The sequence below is a fragment of the Pseudomonas sp. IT-P294 genome (assembly GCF_949767865.1).
Lineage (GTDB): Bacteria > Pseudomonadota > Gammaproteobacteria > Pseudomonadales > Pseudomonadaceae > Aquipseudomonas.
This window is the reverse complement of record NZ_CATKQW010000059.1, coordinates 164,267-181,744: the sequence shown is the minus strand read 5'-3', so window position 1 is coordinate 181,744 and position 17,478 is coordinate 164,267. Positions and strand designations below refer to the sequence as shown.

Genomic DNA, 17,478 nt, shown 5'->3' with positions numbered 1-17,478 from the left:
CGCAGGCGCCCGCTCCGTGCAGGCGCCATGCTTTGGCAACTGGCTCAGATGTTGTGGGTCGGCGGCCTGTGGCTGTTACACATCGGTCTGCTGCCGGTGCTGGGCCAGATTGGCCTGGCACCGCTGCTGATCGACGAAATTGCAGGCATGCTGAATGCGCTGGTGGTGGAGTTCGCCGCAGCGTGCTTGGTTTTTCAGGCTTTGGTGCTGGTTCAGGCCGAGGGCCTTGTCAGTCTATGGTGCGATATTCGCGGGCAACTGCTGCTGATGGCGCTGTTTGCGTGTGCGATGTTCGTCGCAGTGCATATTGGCTGGCCGGACGCCATGCGTTGGCAGGTGTTCAGCTATCTTGCTCTGGGTTTTTCCGGGCTCGTGCTGGTGTTGCAACCGGTGCCTGGATGGAGTGGCAGGGTGCGCGAAGCACACCCTTGACCCTTGCCATCATTTGAAGCGATGGACGTTCGACAGCTGCTTGTTGACGCTGAAGTTCTTGCGGTAAATCAGTGCCATCTTGCCGATGACCTGAACCAGATCCGCTTTGCCGACCTTGCAGAGTTCTGCAATGGACGCCAGGCGCGATTCGCGATCGAGGATGTTGAGCTTGATTTTGATCAGCTCGTGATCCGCCAGCGCGCGTTCAAGTTCGGCTAACACACCTTCAGTCAAACCGTTGTCAGCCACAATCAAAACTGGTTTCAGATGGTGGCCAATGGATTTGTACTGTTTCTTCTGCTCTTGAGTGAGCGGCATAATCTGACCCCTGCGTCTGATCTTGTAAAAAGCGGCGGCCAGTTTACCCGAGCGAGTCCGGGACCGCCCAGTTAATCACGACCCGTTTTATTTTCGAGGTGGCCCGTGGCCCGTTCCAAGACAAGCCTTAAGTGGTTGCAAAGACATGTCAATGATCCCTATGTAAAGCAGGCGCAGAAGGATGGCTACCGCTCGCGTGCGAGTTACAAGCTTCTGGAGGTCCAGGAGAAATACAAACTGATCCGTCCCGGCATGACCGTTGTCGACCTGGGTGCGGCGCCTGGGGGGTGGTCGCAGGTGACTAGCCGTCTGATCGGTGGTGAGGGGCGTTTGATCGCCTCGGACATTCTGGAAATGGACAGCATTCCAGACGTGACTTTCATCCAGGGTGACTTCACCGAGGACAAAGTGCTCGCGCAGATCCTTGAAGCCGTCGGTAATTCGCAGGTGGACCTTGTGATTTCCGATATGGCCCCCAATATGAGTGGTACGCCTGAAGTGGATATGCCAAAAGCCATGTTTCTTTGCGAGCTGGCGCTTGATTTGGCGGAACGGATACTCAAGCCGGGTGGTAATTTCGTGATCAAGATTTTTCAGGGCGAAGGGTTTGATGTGTACCTGAAGGATGCTCGTCGGAAATTCGACAAGATCCAGATGATCAAGCCAGACTCTTCTCGTGGCAGTTCCCGCGAGCAATACATGCTGGCCTGGGGTTACCGCGGGCGTAGTGAGTAACGGGCGTAGTGAGTAAAACGAGGTTTTTTGGCGGGGCGATAGGTTTTTCGTATTTCGCCCCGTGAGCTTTAACGAATATTGTGTAGAAAGTGTTTCACAAAGGGTTACAGACGGCGCCTGCCAGAGCCGTAGGTAATGTAGTAAGTTAGGCCGGTGAATATCATGCGAAGCACGCGCCATTAGCGGAGCTTGCTTCAGAGGGTAGTTAATTGAACGATATGGCAAAGAATCTGATCCTGTGGTTGATCATCGCGGCTGTCCTGGTGACGGTGATGAACAACTTCTCCAGCCCTAACGAGCCGCAGACCCTCAACTATTCCGACTTCATCCAGCAGGTCAAGGATGGCAAGGTCGAGCGCGTAGCCGTTGATGGCTATGTGATTACCGGTAAACGCAACGACGGCGACAGCTTCAAGACCATTCGCCCTGCTATCCAGGATAACGGCTTGATCGGCGACCTCGTGGATAACCATGTCGTGGTCGAAGGCAAGCAGCCTGAACAGCAAAGCATCTGGACTCAACTCCTGGTCGCGAGCTTCCCGATCCTGGTGATCATCGCCGTCTTCATGTTCTTCATGAGGCAGATGCAGGGCGGTGCCGGTGGCAAGGGCGGGCCGATGAGCTTCGGCAAGAGCAAGGCGCGCCTGCTCTCCGAAGATCAGGTGAAGACCACCCTGGCTGACGTTGCTGGTTGCGACGAAGCCAAGGAAGAAGTCGGCGAGCTGGTTGAGTTCCTGCGTGATCCGGGCAAGTTCCAGCGTCTGGGCGGTCGCATTCCGCGCGGCGTTCTGATGGTTGGCCCTCCAGGTACGGGTAAAACCCTGCTCGCCAAGGCGATTGCCGGCGAAGCCAAAGTGCCTTTCTTCACCATTTCCGGTTCCGATTTCGTCGAAATGTTCGTCGGTGTGGGTGCCAGCCGTGTTCGCGACATGTTCGAACAAGCCAAGAAACACGCGCCGTGCATCATCTTCATCGATGAAATCGATGCCGTTGGTCGCCATCGTGGTGCTGGCATGGGTGGTGGTCACGACGAGCGCGAGCAGACTCTCAACCAGTTGCTGGTAGAGATGGACGGCTTTGAAATGAATGACGGCATCATCGTCATCGCCGCAACCAACCGTCCGGACGTACTGGACCCTGCGTTGCTGCGTCCTGGCCGTTTCGACCGTCAGGTCGTGGTCGGTCTGCCGGATATTCGTGGTCGTGAGCAGATTCTCAAGGTTCACATGCGCAAAGTGCCAATGGGTGACGACGTCGCTCCGGCTGTGATCGCACGTGGTACGCCTGGCTTCTCCGGTGCTGACCTGGCTAACCTGGTAAACGAGGCATCGTTGTTCGCTGCCCGTACCGGCAAGCGCATCGTTGAAATGAAAGAATTCGAGCTGGCCAAGGACAAGATCATGATGGGCGCCGAGCGCAAATCCATGGTCATGTCCGAGAAAGAAAAACAGAACACCGCCTATCACGAAGCAGGCCATGCCATTGTGGGTCGTGTCGTGCCTGAGCACGATCCGGTTTACAAAGTCTCGATCATCCCGCGCGGTCGTGCGCTGGGTGTAACGATGTTCCTGCCGGAAGAGGATCGTTACAGCCTGTCCAAGCGTGCGCTGATCAGCCAGATCTGCTCGCTGTACGGTGGCCGTATCGCTGAAGAAATGACCTTGGGCTTCGACGGTGTGACCACTGGCGCGTCCAACGACATCATGCGAGCCAGCCAGATTGCGCGGAACATGGTCACCAAGTGGGGCCTGTCGGAAAAACTCGGTCCATTGATGTACGCCGAAGAAGAGGGTGAAGTGTTCCTCGGTCGTGGCGGCGGTGGTCAGAGTGCAAGCTTCTCCGGTGAAACGGCCAAGCTGATCGACTCCGAAGTGCGCAGCATCATTGACCAGTGCTACGGCACGGCCAAGCAAATCCTTACGGACAACCGCGACAAGCTCGACGCGATGGCCGATGCCCTGATGAAGTACGAAACGATCGATGCCGATCAAATCGACGACATCATGGCTGGTCGTACGCCGCGCGAACCTCGTGACTGGTCGGGTGGAACCGGTACTTCCGGCACACCTCCGGCAGTGCAGGACCCGCGTCCGGAAACACCGATTGGCGGCCCGGCTGCTGACGTATAAGGTTTGAAATGACTTCTGTTCAGTCCTCGACCCGGTTGCCTTGCGGCAACCGGGTTCTTGATTTGTCCCAGACGCATGTCATGGGCATTCTCAATGTCACCCCCGATTCCTTTTCCGATGGCGGCCGATACAGTCAGCTCGATACGGCCTTGCGCCATGCCGAAGCAATGGTGGCGGCCGGCGCGACGTTGATTGACGTGGGTGGAGAATCGACAAGGCCTGGTGCAAGGGCCGTTTCGCCGCTTGAGGAGCTGGAGCGCGTAGCGCCTGTCGTTGAGCTCATCAGTCGTGAGCTGGACGTGATTATTTCGGTCGATACGTCCACGCCAGCGGTCATGCGCGAAACGGCGCGGTTGGGCGCGGGCTTGATCAATGACGTGCGGTCGCTGCGTCGAGACGGTGCCCTGGATGCCGCCGCCGCCACCGGGCTGCCTGTCTGCCTGATGCATATGCTTGGTGAGCCTGGCGATATGCAGAACGATCCGTACTACCAGGATGTCACACGTGAGGTCGGCGAATTTCTCGCTGGGCGCATGGCCCAATGCGCGGCGGTGGGCATTCCGGCCGAGCGGATTATTCTTGATCCAGGCTTCGGGTTCGCGAAAACGTTGCAGCACAATCTAAGCTTGTTCAAACATATGGAAGCCTTGCATGCCTTGGGGCGGCCCCTGTTGGTCGGGGTTTCGCGAAAGAGCATGATAGGCCTGGCCTTGAATCGCCCGGTTGGAGAACGCCTGTTTGGTGGTCTGGCGCTCGCGGCGCTGGCTTCGGCCAAGGGTGCGCGTATATTGCGCGTCCATGATGTAGCCGAAACAGTGGACGTGGTCCGGATGATCGCCGCAGTGGAATCAGCCGAATAAGAATGATGGAGCACTTATGAGCAAAAAATATTTTGGCACCGACGGTATCCGTGGTCGGGTCGGCGAGTACCCGATTACTCCTGACTTCATGCTCAAGCTCGGCTGGGCTGCGGGCATGGCGTTCCGCAAGATGGGCGCCTGCAAGGTGCTGGTCGGCAAGGACACCCGGATTTCCGGTTACATGTTTGAGTCCGCGCTCGAGGCCGGCCTGACGTCGGCAGGTGCAGATGTCATGTTGCTGGGCCCGATGCCGACTCCGGCGATCGCGTACCTGACGCGTACCTTCCATGCTGAAGCCGGTATCGTGATCAGTGCCTCGCACAATCCTCATGATGACAACGGTATCAAGTTCTTCTCGGGCAAAGGCACCAAGCTGCCGGATGAACTCGAGTTGATGATTGAAGAGTTGCTCGATACCCCGATGACCGTGGTTGAGTCGAGCAAGATCGGTAAAGTGTCGCGCATCAACGATGCCTCTGGCCGCTACATCGAATTCTGCAAAAGCAGCGTCCCGACCGGCACCAGCTTCGCTGGCCTGAAAATCGTGGTCGACTGCGCCCACGGTGCGACCTACAAGGTTGCGCCGAGCGTGTTCCGTGAATTGGGTGCAGAAGTCATTGTGCTGTCCGCTCAGCCTAACGGCCTGAACATCAATGACAATTGCGGTTCGACCCATATGGGCCAATTGCAGGCTGCCGTATTGGCCGAGCATGCCGATCTGGGTATCGCCTTCGACGGCGATGGTGATCGCGTCTTGATGGTCGATCACACGGGTGCCGTTGTTGATGGTGATGAGTTGCTGTACATCATTGCCCGCGATCTGCATGAGCGTAACAAGCTGCAAGGTGGCGTCGTCGGCACGTTGATGAGTAACCTGGGGCTGGAGCTTGCGCTGGCTGACCTGTCGATTCCTTTTGTGCGCGCCAACGTTGGCGACCGTTATGTGATCGCTGAGTTGCTGGAGCGTAACTGGCTGGTCGGCGGTGAGAACTCGGGTCATATCGTCTGCTTCAATCACACCACGACGGGTGATGCGATCATCGCTGCATTGCAGGTGCTGATGGCGCTGAAGTCTCGTGCTGAAGGTCTCGCGCAGTCTCGTCAGGCGTTGCGCAAGTGCCCTCAAGTGCTGATCAATGTCCGGTTCGGTGGGGGTGCGAGCCCGCTCGACCATCCGGCGGTCAAGGAAGCCAGCGATCGTGTTACCCAGGCGATGGCCGGTCGCGGACGCGTACTGTTGCGCAAGTCCGGGACAGAGCCATTGGTGCGGGTGATGGTCGAAGGCGAGGACGAAACACAGGTTCGTGGTTACGCCGAAGAGCTGGCAAAACTGGTTACTGAAGTTTCTGCCTGAATTCGGCTTGCCAGCCATGATTGTGTTGGGTAACATCTGCGCCCACTTTGACCGACGAGGTACAGCATGCGTCGCCCTATGGTAGCTGGTAACTGGAAGATGCACGGTACCCGCGCCAGCGTCGCTGAGCTGATCAATGGCCTTCGTCATCTGGCCTTGCCGAGCGGTGTTGATGTAGCGGTATTCCCGCCTTGCTTGCATATCAATCAAGTGATTGATGGTTTGAAAGGTCAGTCGATTTTGGTTGGCGCGCAGAACTCTGCGGTGGAATCCATGCAAGGTGCGTTGACCGGTGAAGTTGCGCCGAGTCAGTTGGTGGATGCAGGGTGTTCCCTGGTACTTGTCGGGCATTCCGAGCGCCGCCAGATTATGGGCGAGCAGGACGGCATGCTGAATCGCAAGTTCGCAGCGGCACAGGCATGTGGCTTGATTCCGGTGTTGTGCATAGGGGAAACCCTTGAGCAGCGTGAAGCCGGGAAAACTCTTGAGGTTGTCGGGCGTCAGCTTGGCAGTATCATAGAGGAGCTGGGTGTTGGTGCCTTTGCCAATGCAGTAATTGCTTACGAGCCGGTCTGGGCCATTGGCACCGGGCTGACTGCTTCGCCGCAACAGGCGCAGGATGTGCACGCAGCCATTCGCGCTCAGTTGGCGGCAGAGAATTCTGAAATCGCACAAGGTGTGCGACTTCTATACGGCGGCAGCGTGAAGGCGGCCAATGCGGTCGAACTGTTCGGCATGCCGGATATCGATGGGGGGCTCATTGGTGGAGCTTCCCTGAATGCAGATGAGTTCGGTGCGATTTGTCGCGCCGCGGGAAACTGAAAAAATGCTGGAAACAGTCGTAGTCGTTTTTCATCTGCTGGGTGCATTGGGCGTAGTTGCTCTGGTATTGCTTCAGCAGGGTAAAGGTGCGGACGCTGGCGCGTCTTTCGGTGCAGGTGCTTCAAATACTGTGTTCGGAAGCCAAGGTTCCTCTACCTTTCTTAGTAAGTTTACTGCTATACTTGCCGCCGGTTTCTTCATAACCAGCTTGGGGTTAGGTTACTTTGCTAAAGAGAAGGCTCACCAGCTGACTCAAGTAGGTTTGCCAAACCCAGCAGTGTTGGAAGTTCCAAAGCAACAACAACCGGCTTCTGATGATGTCCCGGTGCTTCAAGAGCAAAAGTCGGCTACTCCAGCGACTGACGTGCCTCCAGCTCAAGAGCAGAAGTAAGAAGAGTTTCAAACGTAGTATTGCCGAGGTGGTGGAATTGGTAGACACGCAACCTTGAGGTGGTTGTGCCCATAGGGTGTAGGGGTTCGAGTCCCCTTCTCGGTACCAATTATCAGGAGAGCCCGCTGTTGCGGGCTTTCTTGTAGGTGGAAGGTTACATTGACCCTGTCAGGGATCGGTCGTATACTTCCGCCCCAGCTTTGTCGCGGGGTGGAGCAGTCTGGTAGCTCGTCGGGCTCATAACCCGAAGGTCGTCGGTTCAAATCCGGCCCCCGCAACCAGTTTAAGGAGCCCCTTTTAAGGGGCTTTTTGTTAGCTGGATACTTTCTACGCCGCTGTTCGACGGCGTTTCAAGGATGGGCGTTTCGCCCATTTTTTTATTTTGCATAGCATGCACATACATGCACGAGGGGGTTCAGGTGTCGAGCAAGCTAGAAGAGTTGCAGGCCTTGTTGGCCCCGGTGGTCGTGGCCCTAGGCTATGAATGCTGGGGTATTGAGTTTTCGGCTCAAGGTCGCCACTCAATGTTGCGCGTTTATATTGATAAGGAAGGCGGCGTGCTGGTGGACGATTGTGCCATCGTCAGCCGTCAGATCAGCGGTGTCCTGGATGTTGAAGATCCAATCGCCGTTGAATACACCCTTGAAGTTTCCTCGCCTGGCATGGAACGCCCGCTGTTCACTATTGAGCAGTTTGCAAAATTTGCCGGTGAACAAGTGAAGATCAAGCTGCGCTCGCCCTTTGAAGGACGACGCAACTTTCAGGGCCTTCTGCGCGGTGTAGAAGAGCAGGACGTCGTGGTGCAGGTAGAAGACCATGAGTTCCTGTTGCCGATCGATATGATCGACAAGGCCAACATTATTCCCAGTTTTGACTGAGACGCGGATCCCGCGGATCCAATGGCTTGCGAAAGGCGAGGCGTACGATGAGCAAAGAAGTACTGCTGGTTGTTGAGTCGGTATCCAATGAAAAGGGCGTACCGGCAAACGTAATTTTTGAAGCGCTGGAGCTGGCTCTGGCCACTGCTACCAAAAAGCGTTTTGAGGACGAAGTCGATCTGCGTGTGGAAATCAATCGCCACACCGGCGCTTACGAGACTTTCCGTCGCTGGACGGTCGTCGAAGAAGCAGACCTGGACGATCCGGCCATCGAAACCTGGCCGAGCAAGGTTGCCGAAACGCATCCTGGCGCCAAAGTTGGTGATGTAGTCGAAGAAAAGATCGAATCCATCGAGTTCGGCCGCATCGCTGCACAGACAGCCAAGCAAGTCATCGTGCAGAAAGTGCGCGAAGCCGAGCGCGCTCAAGTCGTTGATGCCTATCGCGAGCGCCTGGGGGAAATCATCTCCGGCACCGTGAAAAAAGTCACCCGCGACAACGTGATCGTCGACTTGGGCAATAACGCTGAAGCGTTGCTGGCCCGTGAAGACATCATCTCTCGCGAAACTTTCCGGGTTGGCGTGCGTTTGCGTGCGCTGCTCAAGGAAATCCGCACCGAGAACCGCGGCCCGCAGCTGATCCTGTCGCGTACCGCGCCGGAAATGCTGATCGAGTTGTTCCGCATCGAAGTGCCGGAAATTGCTGAAGGCCTGATCGAAGTAATGGCTGCGTCCCGTGATCCGGGTTCGCGCGCCAAGATCGCGGTCCGCTCCAAGGACAAACGCATTGACCCGCAAGGCGCTTGCATCGGTATGCGCGGTTCGCGCGTCCAGGCAGTGTCGGGTGAGTTGGGCGGTGAGCGTGTGGACATCGTTCTGTGGGACGACAACCCGGCTCAGTTCGTGATCAATGCAATGTCGCCGGCTGAAGTGGCGGCAATTATCGTTGACGAAGATGCCCATGCAATGGACATCGCCGTTGGCGCAGACAATCTGGCTCAGGCCATCGGTCGTGGTGGTCAGAACGTGCGTCTGGCTAGCCAGTTGACTGGCTGGACCCTGAACGTGATGACCGAATCGGACATCCAGGCTAAGCAGCAAGCAGAAACCGGCGACATCCTGCGCAATTTCATTGACGAGCTGGAAGTCGATGAAGACCTGGCACAGGTGCTGGTAGATGAAGGCTTCACCAGCCTGGAAGAGATTGCCTACGTACCGTTGGAAGAAATGCTCAACATCGACGGCTTTGACGAAGAAACCGTCAACGAGCTTCGCGCTCGCGCCAAGGATCGTTTGTTGACCAAAGCCATCGCTACTGAGGAAAAGCTGGCAGACGCCCATCCGGCCGAAGACCTGCTCTCGCTTGAGGGTATGGACAAGGATTTGGCGATGGAACTGGCGGTGCGCGGCGTAATTACCCGCGAAGACCTGGCCGAGCAGTCTATTGACGATCTGCTCGACATCGACGGCATTGACGATGATCGTGCCGGCAAGTTGATCATGGCCGCCCGAGCCCACTGGTTCGAGTAATTAGGCGCGGCCTGAGGAGAGAAGTGCATGACGCAAGTCACGGTGAAACAACTGGCCGATGAGGTCAAAACACCGGTAGAGCGCCTGTTGCAGCAGATGCGTGAGGCAGGTCTGCCGCACACCGCCGCCGAAGAACATGTGACTGACAGTGAGAAGCAATCTTTGCTGACTCACTTGAAAAGCAGCCACAAGGCGAAAGTGGAAGAACCACGCAAGATTACACTGCAGCGTAAAACCACCAGCACCCTGCGTGTTGCTGGCAGCAAAAGCATCAGTGTTGAAGTGCGTAAAAAGAAAGTTTTCGTACAGCGCAGCCCGGAAGAAATCGAAGCCGAGCGCAAACGCGAACTGGAAGAACGTCGCGCAGTAGAAAATGCTGCTCGTCAGAAGGCTGAAGAAGAAGCCAAGCGTCGCACCGAAGAAGAAGCGCGTCGCCAGCCTGCTGCTGCGCAATCCGCTACTAATGACGCTGTTGCAGCACCTGCTGCAGTTGCCGAACCAGTACGTGAAAGCGCACCGGTTGTGGCGGCTGCTCCAGCGCCGTCTGCCGACGTTCGCAACAAGCAGAACGAACAGCGCCGTCCGGACAAACCACGGGCCGACGATAACAATCGTCGTGGCAGTGGCGATGGTGAGCGCAAAAACGCTCCGCATCGTGCTTCGGTCAAGGAAAAAGCGCCTGCTCCGCGTGTTGCCCCACGTACCACCGACGAAGAAAGCGATGGCTTCCGTCGTGGTGGTCGCGGCAAGGCCAAGCTGAAAAAGCGCAACGCCCACGGTTTCCAGAGCCCAACCGGCCCTGTCGTGCGTGATGTGCAGATCGGCGAGACCATCACTGTTGGCGATCTCGCCAATCAGATGTCGGTCAAGGCTGCTGAAATCATCAAGTTCATGTTCAAACTGGGTACTCCAGCGACCATCAACCAGGTGCTTGATCAGGAAACTGCTCAACTGGTAGCCGAAGAACTGGGCCACAAAGTGACCCTGGTCAGCGACACCGCCCTGGAAGATTCCCTGGCCGAGTCCCTGAAGTTTGAAGGTGAGACATTCTCCCGTGCGCCAGTCGTGACCGTAATGGGCCACGTTGACCACGGTAAGACGTCGCTGCTCGACTATATCCGTCGTGCCAAAGTAGCTGCTGGCGAAGCCGGCGGTATCACCCAGCACATCGGTGCGTACCACGTTGAAACCGAACGCGGCATGGTCACCTTCCTCGACACCCCTGGTCACGCCGCGTTTACCGCAATGCGTGCCCGTGGTGCCAAGGCGACTGACATCGTGATCCTGGTCGTTGCAGCGGACGACGGCGTAATGCCGCAGACCATTGAAGCGGTCCAGCACGCCAAGGCTGCCGGTGTTCCACTGGTTGTTGCAGTGAACAAAATCGACAAGCCGGGCGCTGATCTCGATCGCATTCGTAGCGAACTGTCGGTTCACGGTGTGACTTCGGAAGAGTGGGGCGGCGACACCCCGTTCGTATCGGTTTCGGCGAAAGTCGGTACCGGCGTGGACGAGTTGCTCGAAGCTGTTCTGCTGCAAGCTGAAGTTCTTGAACTGAAAGCAACGCCTTCGGCTCCTGGCCGTGGTGTCGTGGTCGAATCGCGTCTCGACAAAGGTCGTGGCCCGGTTGCAACCGTTCTGGTTCAAGACGGTACCCTGCGCCAAGGCGACATGGTGCTGGTCGGTTCGAACTATGGCCGTGTACGTGCCATGCTCGACGAGAACGGCAAGCCAATCAAGGAAGCCGGTCCTTCCATCCCTGTCGAGATCCTCGGCCTGGACGGTACCCCGGACGCTGGCGACGAGATGAGCGTGCTGTCGGACGAGAAGAAAGCCCGTGAAGTGGCTCTGTTCCGTCAAGGCAAGTTCCGCGAAGTCAAACTGGCTCGCGCTCACGCCGGCAAGCTGGAAAACATCTTCGAAAACATGGGTCAGGCAGAGAAGAAGACGCTCAACATCGTCCTCAAATCCGACGTCCGTGGTTCGCTGGAAGCGTTGAACGGTGCCTTGAACGGCCTGGGTAACGACGAAGTGCAAGTGCGTGTTGTCGGTGGCGGTGTCGGTGGTATCACCGAATCCGACGCCAACCTGGCACTGGCCTCCAACGCTGTACTGTTTGGCTTCAACGTGCGTGCCGATGCTGGCGCTCGCAAGATCGTCGAGCAGGAAGGTCTGGATATGCGTTACTACAACGTGATCTACGACATCATCGAAGACGTCAAGAAAGCCCTCACCGGTATGCTGGGCAGCGATGTTCGCGAGAACATCCTGGGTATCGCTGAAGTGCGTGACGTGTTCCGTTCGCCGAAGTTCGGTGCGATCGCCGGTTGCATGGTTATCGAAGGTGTTGTTCACCGTAACCGTCCAATCCGTGTACTGCGTGAAGACATCGTTATCTTCGAAGGCGAGCTGGAATCCCTGCGCCGCTTCAAGGATGACGCTTCCGAAGTACGTGCCGGCATGGAATGCGGTATCGGCGTGAAGAGCTACAACGACGTCAAAGTCGGTGACAAGATCGAAGTCTTCGAGAAGGTTCAGGTTGCTCGCAGCCTCTAACTCGCGCACTTCAAGGGCCACGATGAGCCGCTGCATGCAGATGCGCGGCACAGCGTCAGGACTCTAAACGCAACGCCCGGTCTGGCTTTTGTCAGGCCGGGCGTTTGCCGCTTTCAGACCCTTCGGGTTTCGCCGTGGGGCAGTAACAGGTAACAAGACATGGCAAAAGAATACAGCCGTACCCAACGTATCGGCGATCAGATGCAGCGTGAGCTGGCTCAGCTGATCCGTCGTGAAGTCAAAGACCCGCGCGTCGGACTGGTCACCATTACCGCTGTTGAAGTCAGCCGTGACGTCGGTCACGCCAAGATCTTCATCACTGTGATGGGGCAGGACAACGCCGAAGACATCGCGCAAAGCATCAAGGTGCTCAACTCCGCCGCCGGTTTCCTGCGCATGCAGTTGGCCCGCGAAATGAAGTTGCGCAGCGTTCCTCAGTTGCACTTCCACTACGACGAAAGCGTCGTGCGTGGTGCGCACCTGTCGGCCCTGATCGAGCGTGCGGTGGCTGAAGATAATCAGCACCCGGTTGCGGCTGAAGCCGAAGACACCAAGGAGTAATCGGTGGCTCAGGTCAAACGTATCCGTCGTAATGTCAGCGGCATCATTCTGCTCGACAAGCCGCTGGGGTTTACCTCCAACGCCGCGTTGCAGAAGGTTCGCTGGTTGCTGAACGCCGAGAAGGCCGGACATACCGGCAGTCTCGATCCGCTGGCCACCGGCGTGTTGCCGCTGTGCTTCGGAGAGGCCACCAAGTTTTCGCAATACCTGCTCGATTCGGACAAGGGTTACGAAACCCTGGCGCAACTGGGCAAGACCACCACCACGGCGGATGCCGAGGGTGAAGTTTTGCAGGAGCGTCCGGTGACCGTTGGTCGCGCCGATGTCGAAGCCGTACTGCCGAAATTTCGTGGGCAAATCAGTCAGATACCGCCGATGTACTCGGCACTCAAGCGTGATGGCCAGCCGTTGTACAAGTTGGCCCGTGCGGGCGAAGTAGTGGAGCGCGAACCGCGTTCTGTTACTATTGCGCGCTTGGAATTGCTGGCCTTTGAGGGTGATACTGCGCGGCTTGCGGTGGATTGCAGCAAAGGCACCTATATTCGCACCCTGGTGGAGGATATCGGTGAGCAACTCGGTTGTGGCGCTTACGTAGCTGAATTGCGACGTACCCAGGCCGGGCCTTTCACGCTGGCGCAGACGGTCACGCTTGAAGAGTTGGAAGCCGTACACGCCGAAGGCGGCAACGAAGCGGTCGACCGCTTCCTGATGCCATCGGACAGCGGCCTGCTGGATTGGCCACTATTGCAGTTCTCGGAGCACAGCACGTTCTACTGGCTCAACGGCCAACCGGTACGTGCCCCCGATGCACCGAAGTTCGGCATGGTACGGGTACAGGATCACAATGGTCGCTTCATCGGTATCGGTGAAGTGAGCGAAGACGGGCGCATCGCGCCTCGTCGACTGATTCGGTCAGAATGACCGGAACCGGCCTGTGTAACAGCAGGCCGGCGAGTGTGGCTGTTAACAGGCACGGTCACTACTCATTTATAGATACAGGGATTTGTCCCTGGCCTGTTGAAGCTGTTTCTTTGAAACAGTTTCCTGATAAAAGGATTGCCTCATGGCTCTCGACGTTCAAGAAAAAGCTCAAATCGTAGCTGACTACCAGCAAGCTGTTGGTGACACTGGTTCGCCAGAAGTGCAAGTTGCACTGCTGACCCACAACATCAACAAGCTGCAAGGTCACTTCAAGGCCAACGGTAAAGATCACCACTCCCGTCGTGGTCTGATCCGCATGGTTAACCAGCGTCGTAAGCTGCTGGACTACCTGAAAGGCAAGGATCTGGGTCGTTATCAGGCTCTGATCGGTCGCCTGGGTCTGCGTCGCTAATAAGCGATTGCGCTAGAGGTTGGTTGTCTGTCGTGCGTCAGCGGGTTTCCCGCTGGCGCATGGCAGGCTCCCAGCCTCAAGTTTTATCTGGACACACGTTTTACCCTGGACAGGCGTTGGGCCGATTCCCGACATTGCCCAAGAATTTCGCAAGAAGACAAGTTCCCCAAGAGCCACAAAAGAAGGTAGGACACCGTGAACCCGGTAATCAAAAAATTCCAGTTCGGTCAGTCGACCGTTACCCTCGAGACTGGCCGTATCGCCCGTCAGGCCTCCGGCGCAGTATTGGTCACCGTTGACGACGACGTCAGCGTATTGGTGACCGTAGTCGGTGCCAAACAAGCTGATCCAGGCAAGGGCTTCTTCCCTCTGTCCGTTCACTACCAGGAAAAAACTTACGCTGCCGGTAAGATCCCTGGCGGTTTCTTCAAGCGCGAAGGCCGTCCTTCCGAGAAAGAAACCCTGACTTCCCGACTGATCGACCGTCCGATCCGTCCGCTGTTCCCAGAAGGCTTCATGAACGAAGTGCAGGTTGTCTGCACCGTCGTTTCCACCAGCAAGAAAACCGATCCGGACATCGCTGCGATGATCGGTACCTCGGCTGCCCTGGCCATCTCCGGCATTCCTTTCGATGGCCCTATCGGCTGTGCACGCGTTGCGTTCCACGAAAGCACCGGCTATCTGCTGAACCCGACTTACGAACAACAGAAAGCTTCGAGCCTGGACATGGTCGTTGCCGGCACTTCGGAAGCCGTGTTGATGGTTGAATCGGAAGCCAAAGAGCTGACCGAAGACCAGATGCTGGGCGCGGTACTGTTTGCTCACGACGAGTTCCAGGTTGTGATCAACGCCGTTAAAGAACTGGCTGCCGAAGCGGCCAAGCCAACCTGGACCTGGACTCCACAGCCAGAAGCCACCGCTCTGCTGGGCGCCATCCGTGCCGAGTTCGGCGACGCGATTTCCCAGGCTTACACCATCACCATCAAGGCCGACCGTTACGCTCGCCTGGGTGAGCTGAAAGACCAGGTTGTTGCCAAGCTGTCCGGTGAAGAAGGCCAGCCTTCTTCCAGCGAAGTCAAAGCGGCTTTCGGCGAAATCGAATACCGCACCGTTCGCGAAAACATCGTAAACGGCAAGCCACGTATCGACGGCCGCGACACCAAGACCGTACGTCCGCTGAACATCGAAGTCGGTGTTCTGCCAAAGACCCACGGTTCGGCACTGTTCACCCGTGGCGAAACCCAGGCTCTGGTTGTTGCAACACTGGGTACCGCCCGTGACGCACAACTGCTGGACACCCTGGAAGGCGAGAAAAAAGACCCGTTCATGCTGCACTACAACTTCCCTCCGTTCTCGGTAGGTGAGTGTGGTCGCATGGGTGGCGCTGGTCGTCGCGAAATCGGTCACGGCCGTCTGGCCCGTCGTTCCATTGCAGCCATGCTGCCTGCTGCTGACGTGTTCCCGTACACCATCCGTGTTGTGTCGGAAATCACCGAGTCCAACGGTTCGAGCTCCATGGCTTCGGTCTGCGGCGCTTCCCTGGCCCTGATGGACGCTGGTGTTCCGATGAAGGCACCGGTTGCCGGTATCGCCATGGGTCTGGTTAAAGAAGGCGAGAAGTTCGCCATCCTGACCGACATCCTGGGTGACGAAGACCACCTGGGCGACATGGACTTCAAAGTAGCGGGTACCGCCAAAGGTGTTACCGCGCTGCAGATGGACATCAAGATCAAAGGCATCACCGAAGAAATCATGGAGATCGCTCTGGGCCAAGCCCTGGAAGCGCGCCTGAACATCCTCGGTCAGATGAACCAGATCATTGGCCAGTCGCGTACCGAACTGTCGGAAAACGCTCCGACCATGATCGCGATGAAAATCGACACCGACAAAATCCGTGATGTTATCGGTAAAGGCGGCGCGACCATTCGTGCGATCTGTGAAGAGACCAAGGCTTCGATCGACATCGAAGACGACGGCTCGATCAAGATCTTCGGCGAAACCAAAGAAGCGGCTGAAGCTGCACGTCAGCGCGTTCTGGGCATCACCGCAGAAGCTGAAATCGGCAAGATCTACGTGGGTAAGGTTGAGCGCATCGTCGACTTCGGCGCATTCGTCAACATCCTGCCGGGCAAGGACGGTCTGGTTCACATCTCCATGCTGAGCGACGCTCGCGTAGAGAAAGTGACCGACATTCTGAAAGAAGGCCAGGAAGTGGAAGTACTGGTACTGGACGTGGACAACCGCGGCCGTATCAAGCTGTCCATCAAAGACGTAGCAGCAGCCAAGGCATCGGGCGTTTAATCAACCCCCAGGTCTGACCGCTTCAACGTTATAAAAAATGCCCCGCAGTGAAAGCTGCGGGGCATTTTTTTGTCTGTGAAACAGCGCATGAAGTTGCTGAGGCTTAAACCCGGTGCTAGGTTTAGCCCACCGCCCGTGTAGCTCAGCCGGTAGAGCAGCGCACTCGTAACGCGAAGGTCGCAGGTTCGATTCCTGTCTCGGGCACCATCCCCTTTTATTTCACCTTTCTGCTCAGATCATCCACGGTCCGTTTGAGCTGATCCATCTGACTGTTCTGGGCGCTGACGTCTCGCTTCAGACTGGACAGGTCACTGGAGCTTGAACTGGAACTCGATCCGGCGCTGCGCTTGAGGTCTTCCACCTGGCTGGCTAGCCTTTTCAAATCGTTTTGCTGTTCGTTGACCGTGCGCTTGAGGTCGCTGACTTCGCTGGAGCTGGAGCTGGAACTTGAACTGGAGTTCGAGCTGCCGCTGCGTTTGAGATCGTCCATCTGGCTGGCAAGCTTTTTCAGGTTGTTGTCCTGATCGCTCACGGTGCGCTTGAGTTTGTCCACTTCGCTGGTGTTGGCGTTGGAGCTGGACCCGCTATTGCGTTTGAGTTCGTCCACTGCTTTGGCGAGGTTTACCAGCCCGGTGTTCTGCTCGCTGACCGTGCGCTTGAGTTTGTCCACTTCGCTGGCGTTGGTGTTGGAGCTCGATCCGTTGTTGCGCTTGAGTTCTTCAATGAGTCGCGCTTGATCACTGACGGTTTTTTTCAGCGCTTCCATATCAGCCGTATTGGTTTTGACGACGCGTTGCAGACCTTCCACGTCATCCGCACTGACGTTGGATTTGGCCATCACGTAGGTGCCGTAATAGTTGTGGTAGGCGAGGAATTTGTCGGAAGAAGAAGCGCTGTCGGATTTGTATTCCAGATCGGCCTGAGCTGTAACGGGCAGTGCCAGGCTGCCAAGAAGAAGGGCGGCCATGCCGGTTGCAGACAGAGTAGACGCAAGCTTTGGAAAATTACGCATCACCAGGTTCCTTGTGAAGTGCCTAGATGGCACATCGCTATGACTTTGCCTTTTGAATGTTGTTCCTGGGTAGTACGGAAAAATTCACAGAAAGTCTGCTCGACGGTTTTTTTGTTGATTTGATGTAAAAGTCCGTATAAATCGTCGAACAAACGTCCTATATTCGGACCCTGCACACGTACCACCTTGCAGTTTTCAGATGATCCCCGAATGGTTCTGAAGGCCAGACAAACCGGGCTTCAAACGGTTTTTTGCGTCAGAGAGATC

Annotated in this window: 16 protein-coding genes and 3 tRNA genes; 17 read left to right on the top strand and 2 right to left on the bottom strand. The window is 56.7% G+C overall.

Annotated elements, in window-relative coordinates:
* Positions 1-27 precede the first annotated feature (27 nt).
* Positions 28-432 (top strand): MFS transporter, encoded by a 405-nt coding sequence (locus ACM6I0_RS31050; RefSeq protein ID WP_285430762.1) that lies wholly within the window; start codon positions 28-30, stop codon positions 430-432.
* 9 nt (positions 433-441) lie between these two features.
* Here ACM6I0_RS31050 and ACM6I0_RS31045 read toward each other — a convergent pair whose 3' ends face one another.
* Positions 442-750: a YhbY family RNA-binding protein gene (locus tag ACM6I0_RS31045; RefSeq protein ID WP_007942889.1), complete on the bottom strand. Its 309-nt coding sequence runs from the start codon at positions 748-750 to the stop codon at positions 442-444.
* Between the two features lie 105 nt (positions 751-855).
* Here ACM6I0_RS31045 and rlmE point away from each other — a divergent pair, with 105 nt between their 5' ends.
* The 16 genes from rlmE to ACM6I0_RS30965 all read left to right on the top strand — a co-directional run bounded on the left by rlmE (position 856) and on the right by ACM6I0_RS30965 (position 16,406).
* Positions 856-1,485, top strand: a complete 630-nt coding sequence (gene rlmE / locus ACM6I0_RS31040; protein ID WP_208670033.1) for a 23S rRNA (uridine(2552)-2'-O)-methyltransferase RlmE — start codon at positions 856-858, stop codon at positions 1,483-1,485.
* Between the two features lie 218 nt (positions 1,486-1,703).
* On the top strand, positions 1,704-3,614 hold the full coding sequence (gene ftsH, locus ACM6I0_RS31035; protein WP_017336469.1) for an ATP-dependent zinc metalloprotease FtsH: 1,911 nt from the start codon (positions 1,704-1,706) through the stop codon (positions 3,612-3,614).
* 8 nt (positions 3,615-3,622) lie between these two features.
* Positions 3,623-4,474: a dihydropteroate synthase gene (folP, locus tag ACM6I0_RS31030; RefSeq protein ID WP_414924059.1), complete on the top strand. Its 852-nt coding sequence runs from the start codon at positions 3,623-3,625 to the stop codon at positions 4,472-4,474.
* A gap of 16 nt (positions 4,475-4,490) precedes the next feature.
* A complete protein-coding gene (gene glmM / locus ACM6I0_RS31025) occupies positions 4,491-5,828 on the top strand; it encodes a phosphoglucosamine mutase (protein ID WP_285430765.1) in 1,338 nt (445 codons plus the stop codon).
* Between the two features lie 66 nt (positions 5,829-5,894).
* Positions 5,895-6,650, top strand: a complete 756-nt coding sequence (gene tpiA, locus ACM6I0_RS31020; protein WP_285430767.1) for a triose-phosphate isomerase — start codon at positions 5,895-5,897, stop codon at positions 6,648-6,650.
* 4 nt (positions 6,651-6,654) lie between these two features.
* A complete protein-coding gene (gene secG, locus ACM6I0_RS31015; RefSeq protein ID WP_090175639.1) occupies positions 6,655-7,041 on the top strand; it encodes a preprotein translocase subunit SecG in 387 nt (128 codons plus the stop codon).
* Positions 7,042-7,063: 22 nt separating this feature from the next.
* Positions 7,064-7,149: transfer RNA gene (locus tag ACM6I0_RS31010), tRNA-Leu, on the top strand.
* Positions 7,150-7,245: 96 nt separating this feature from the next.
* Positions 7,246-7,322, top strand: a tRNA-Met gene (locus ACM6I0_RS31005).
* Positions 7,323-7,460: 138 nt separating this feature from the next.
* Complete coding sequence (gene rimP, locus ACM6I0_RS31000; protein ID WP_010463487.1) at positions 7,461-7,919, top strand: ribosome maturation factor RimP; 459 nt, start codon at positions 7,461-7,463, stop codon at positions 7,917-7,919.
* A 47-nt stretch (positions 7,920-7,966) separates the two neighbouring features.
* Complete coding sequence (gene nusA, locus ACM6I0_RS30995) at positions 7,967-9,448, top strand: transcription termination factor NusA (RefSeq protein WP_007900474.1); 1,482 nt, start codon at positions 7,967-7,969, stop codon at positions 9,446-9,448.
* 27 nt (positions 9,449-9,475) lie between these two features.
* The gene (gene infB / locus ACM6I0_RS30990; protein WP_285430768.1) at positions 9,476-12,004 is read left to right on the top strand and encodes a translation initiation factor IF-2; all 2,529 of its coding nucleotides are present in this window, start codon (positions 9,476-9,478) and stop codon (positions 12,002-12,004) included.
* Positions 12,005-12,163: 159 nt separating this feature from the next.
* A complete protein-coding gene (rbfA, locus tag ACM6I0_RS30985) occupies positions 12,164-12,565 on the top strand; it encodes a 30S ribosome-binding factor RbfA (protein ID WP_008149016.1) in 402 nt (133 codons plus the stop codon).
* A 3-nt stretch (positions 12,566-12,568) separates the two neighbouring features.
* Entirely contained in the window at positions 12,569-13,486 is a 918-nt protein-coding gene (gene truB / locus ACM6I0_RS30980) for a tRNA pseudouridine(55) synthase TruB (protein ID WP_208670029.1), read from the top strand.
* A gap of 142 nt (positions 13,487-13,628) precedes the next feature.
* Entirely contained in the window at positions 13,629-13,898 is a 270-nt protein-coding gene (gene rpsO, locus ACM6I0_RS30975; protein WP_003176135.1) for a 30S ribosomal protein S15, read from the top strand.
* 195 nt (positions 13,899-14,093) lie between these two features.
* Complete coding sequence (pnp, locus tag ACM6I0_RS30970; RefSeq protein ID WP_046045794.1) at positions 14,094-16,199, top strand: polyribonucleotide nucleotidyltransferase; 2,106 nt, start codon at positions 14,094-14,096, stop codon at positions 16,197-16,199.
* A 131-nt stretch (positions 16,200-16,330) separates the two neighbouring features.
* Positions 16,331-16,406: transfer RNA gene (locus tag ACM6I0_RS30965), tRNA-Thr, on the top strand.
* 7 nt (positions 16,407-16,413) lie between these two features.
* Here the strand turns inward: ACM6I0_RS30965 and ACM6I0_RS30960 are convergent.
* On the bottom strand, positions 16,414-17,211 hold the full coding sequence (locus ACM6I0_RS30960; RefSeq protein ID WP_414924058.1) for a hypothetical protein: 798 nt from the start codon (positions 17,209-17,211) through the stop codon (positions 16,414-16,416).
* Positions 17,212-17,478: the final 267 nt, after the last annotated feature.

Excerpts from the sequence above, each read along its gene's own strand:
- folP (WP_414924059.1), top strand. The coding sequence starts at position 3,623 with ATGACTTCTGTTCAGTCCTCGACCCGGTTGCCTTGCGGCAACCGGGTT.
- rpsO (WP_003176135.1), top strand. The coding sequence starts at position 13,629 with ATGGCTCTCGACGTTCAAGAAAAAGCTCAAATCGTAGCTGACTACCAG.
- nusA (WP_007900474.1), top strand. The coding sequence starts at position 7,967 with ATGAGCAAAGAAGTACTGCTGGTTGTTGAGTCGGTATCCAATGAAAAG.
- ACM6I0_RS31045 (WP_007942889.1), bottom strand. The coding sequence starts at position 750 with ATGCCGCTCACTCAAGAGCAGAAGAAACAGTACAAATCCATTGGCCAC.
- glmM (WP_285430765.1), top strand. The coding sequence starts at position 4,491 with ATGAGCAAAAAATATTTTGGCACCGACGGTATCCGTGGTCGGGTCGGC.
- ACM6I0_RS30960 (WP_414924058.1), bottom strand. The coding sequence starts at position 17,211 with ATGCGTAATTTTCCAAAGCTTGCGTCTACTCTGTCTGCAACCGGCATG.
- tpiA (WP_285430767.1), top strand. The coding sequence starts at position 5,895 with ATGCGTCGCCCTATGGTAGCTGGTAACTGGAAGATGCACGGTACCCGC.
- infB (WP_285430768.1), top strand. The coding sequence starts at position 9,476 with ATGACGCAAGTCACGGTGAAACAACTGGCCGATGAGGTCAAAACACCG.
- rbfA (WP_008149016.1), top strand. The coding sequence starts at position 12,164 with ATGGCAAAAGAATACAGCCGTACCCAACGTATCGGCGATCAGATGCAG.
- ftsH (WP_017336469.1), top strand. The coding sequence starts at position 1,704 with ATGGCAAAGAATCTGATCCTGTGGTTGATCATCGCGGCTGTCCTGGTG.
- ACM6I0_RS31050 (WP_285430762.1), top strand. The coding sequence starts at position 28 with ATGCTTTGGCAACTGGCTCAGATGTTGTGGGTCGGCGGCCTGTGGCTG.
- secG (WP_090175639.1), top strand. The coding sequence starts at position 6,655 with ATGCTGGAAACAGTCGTAGTCGTTTTTCATCTGCTGGGTGCATTGGGC.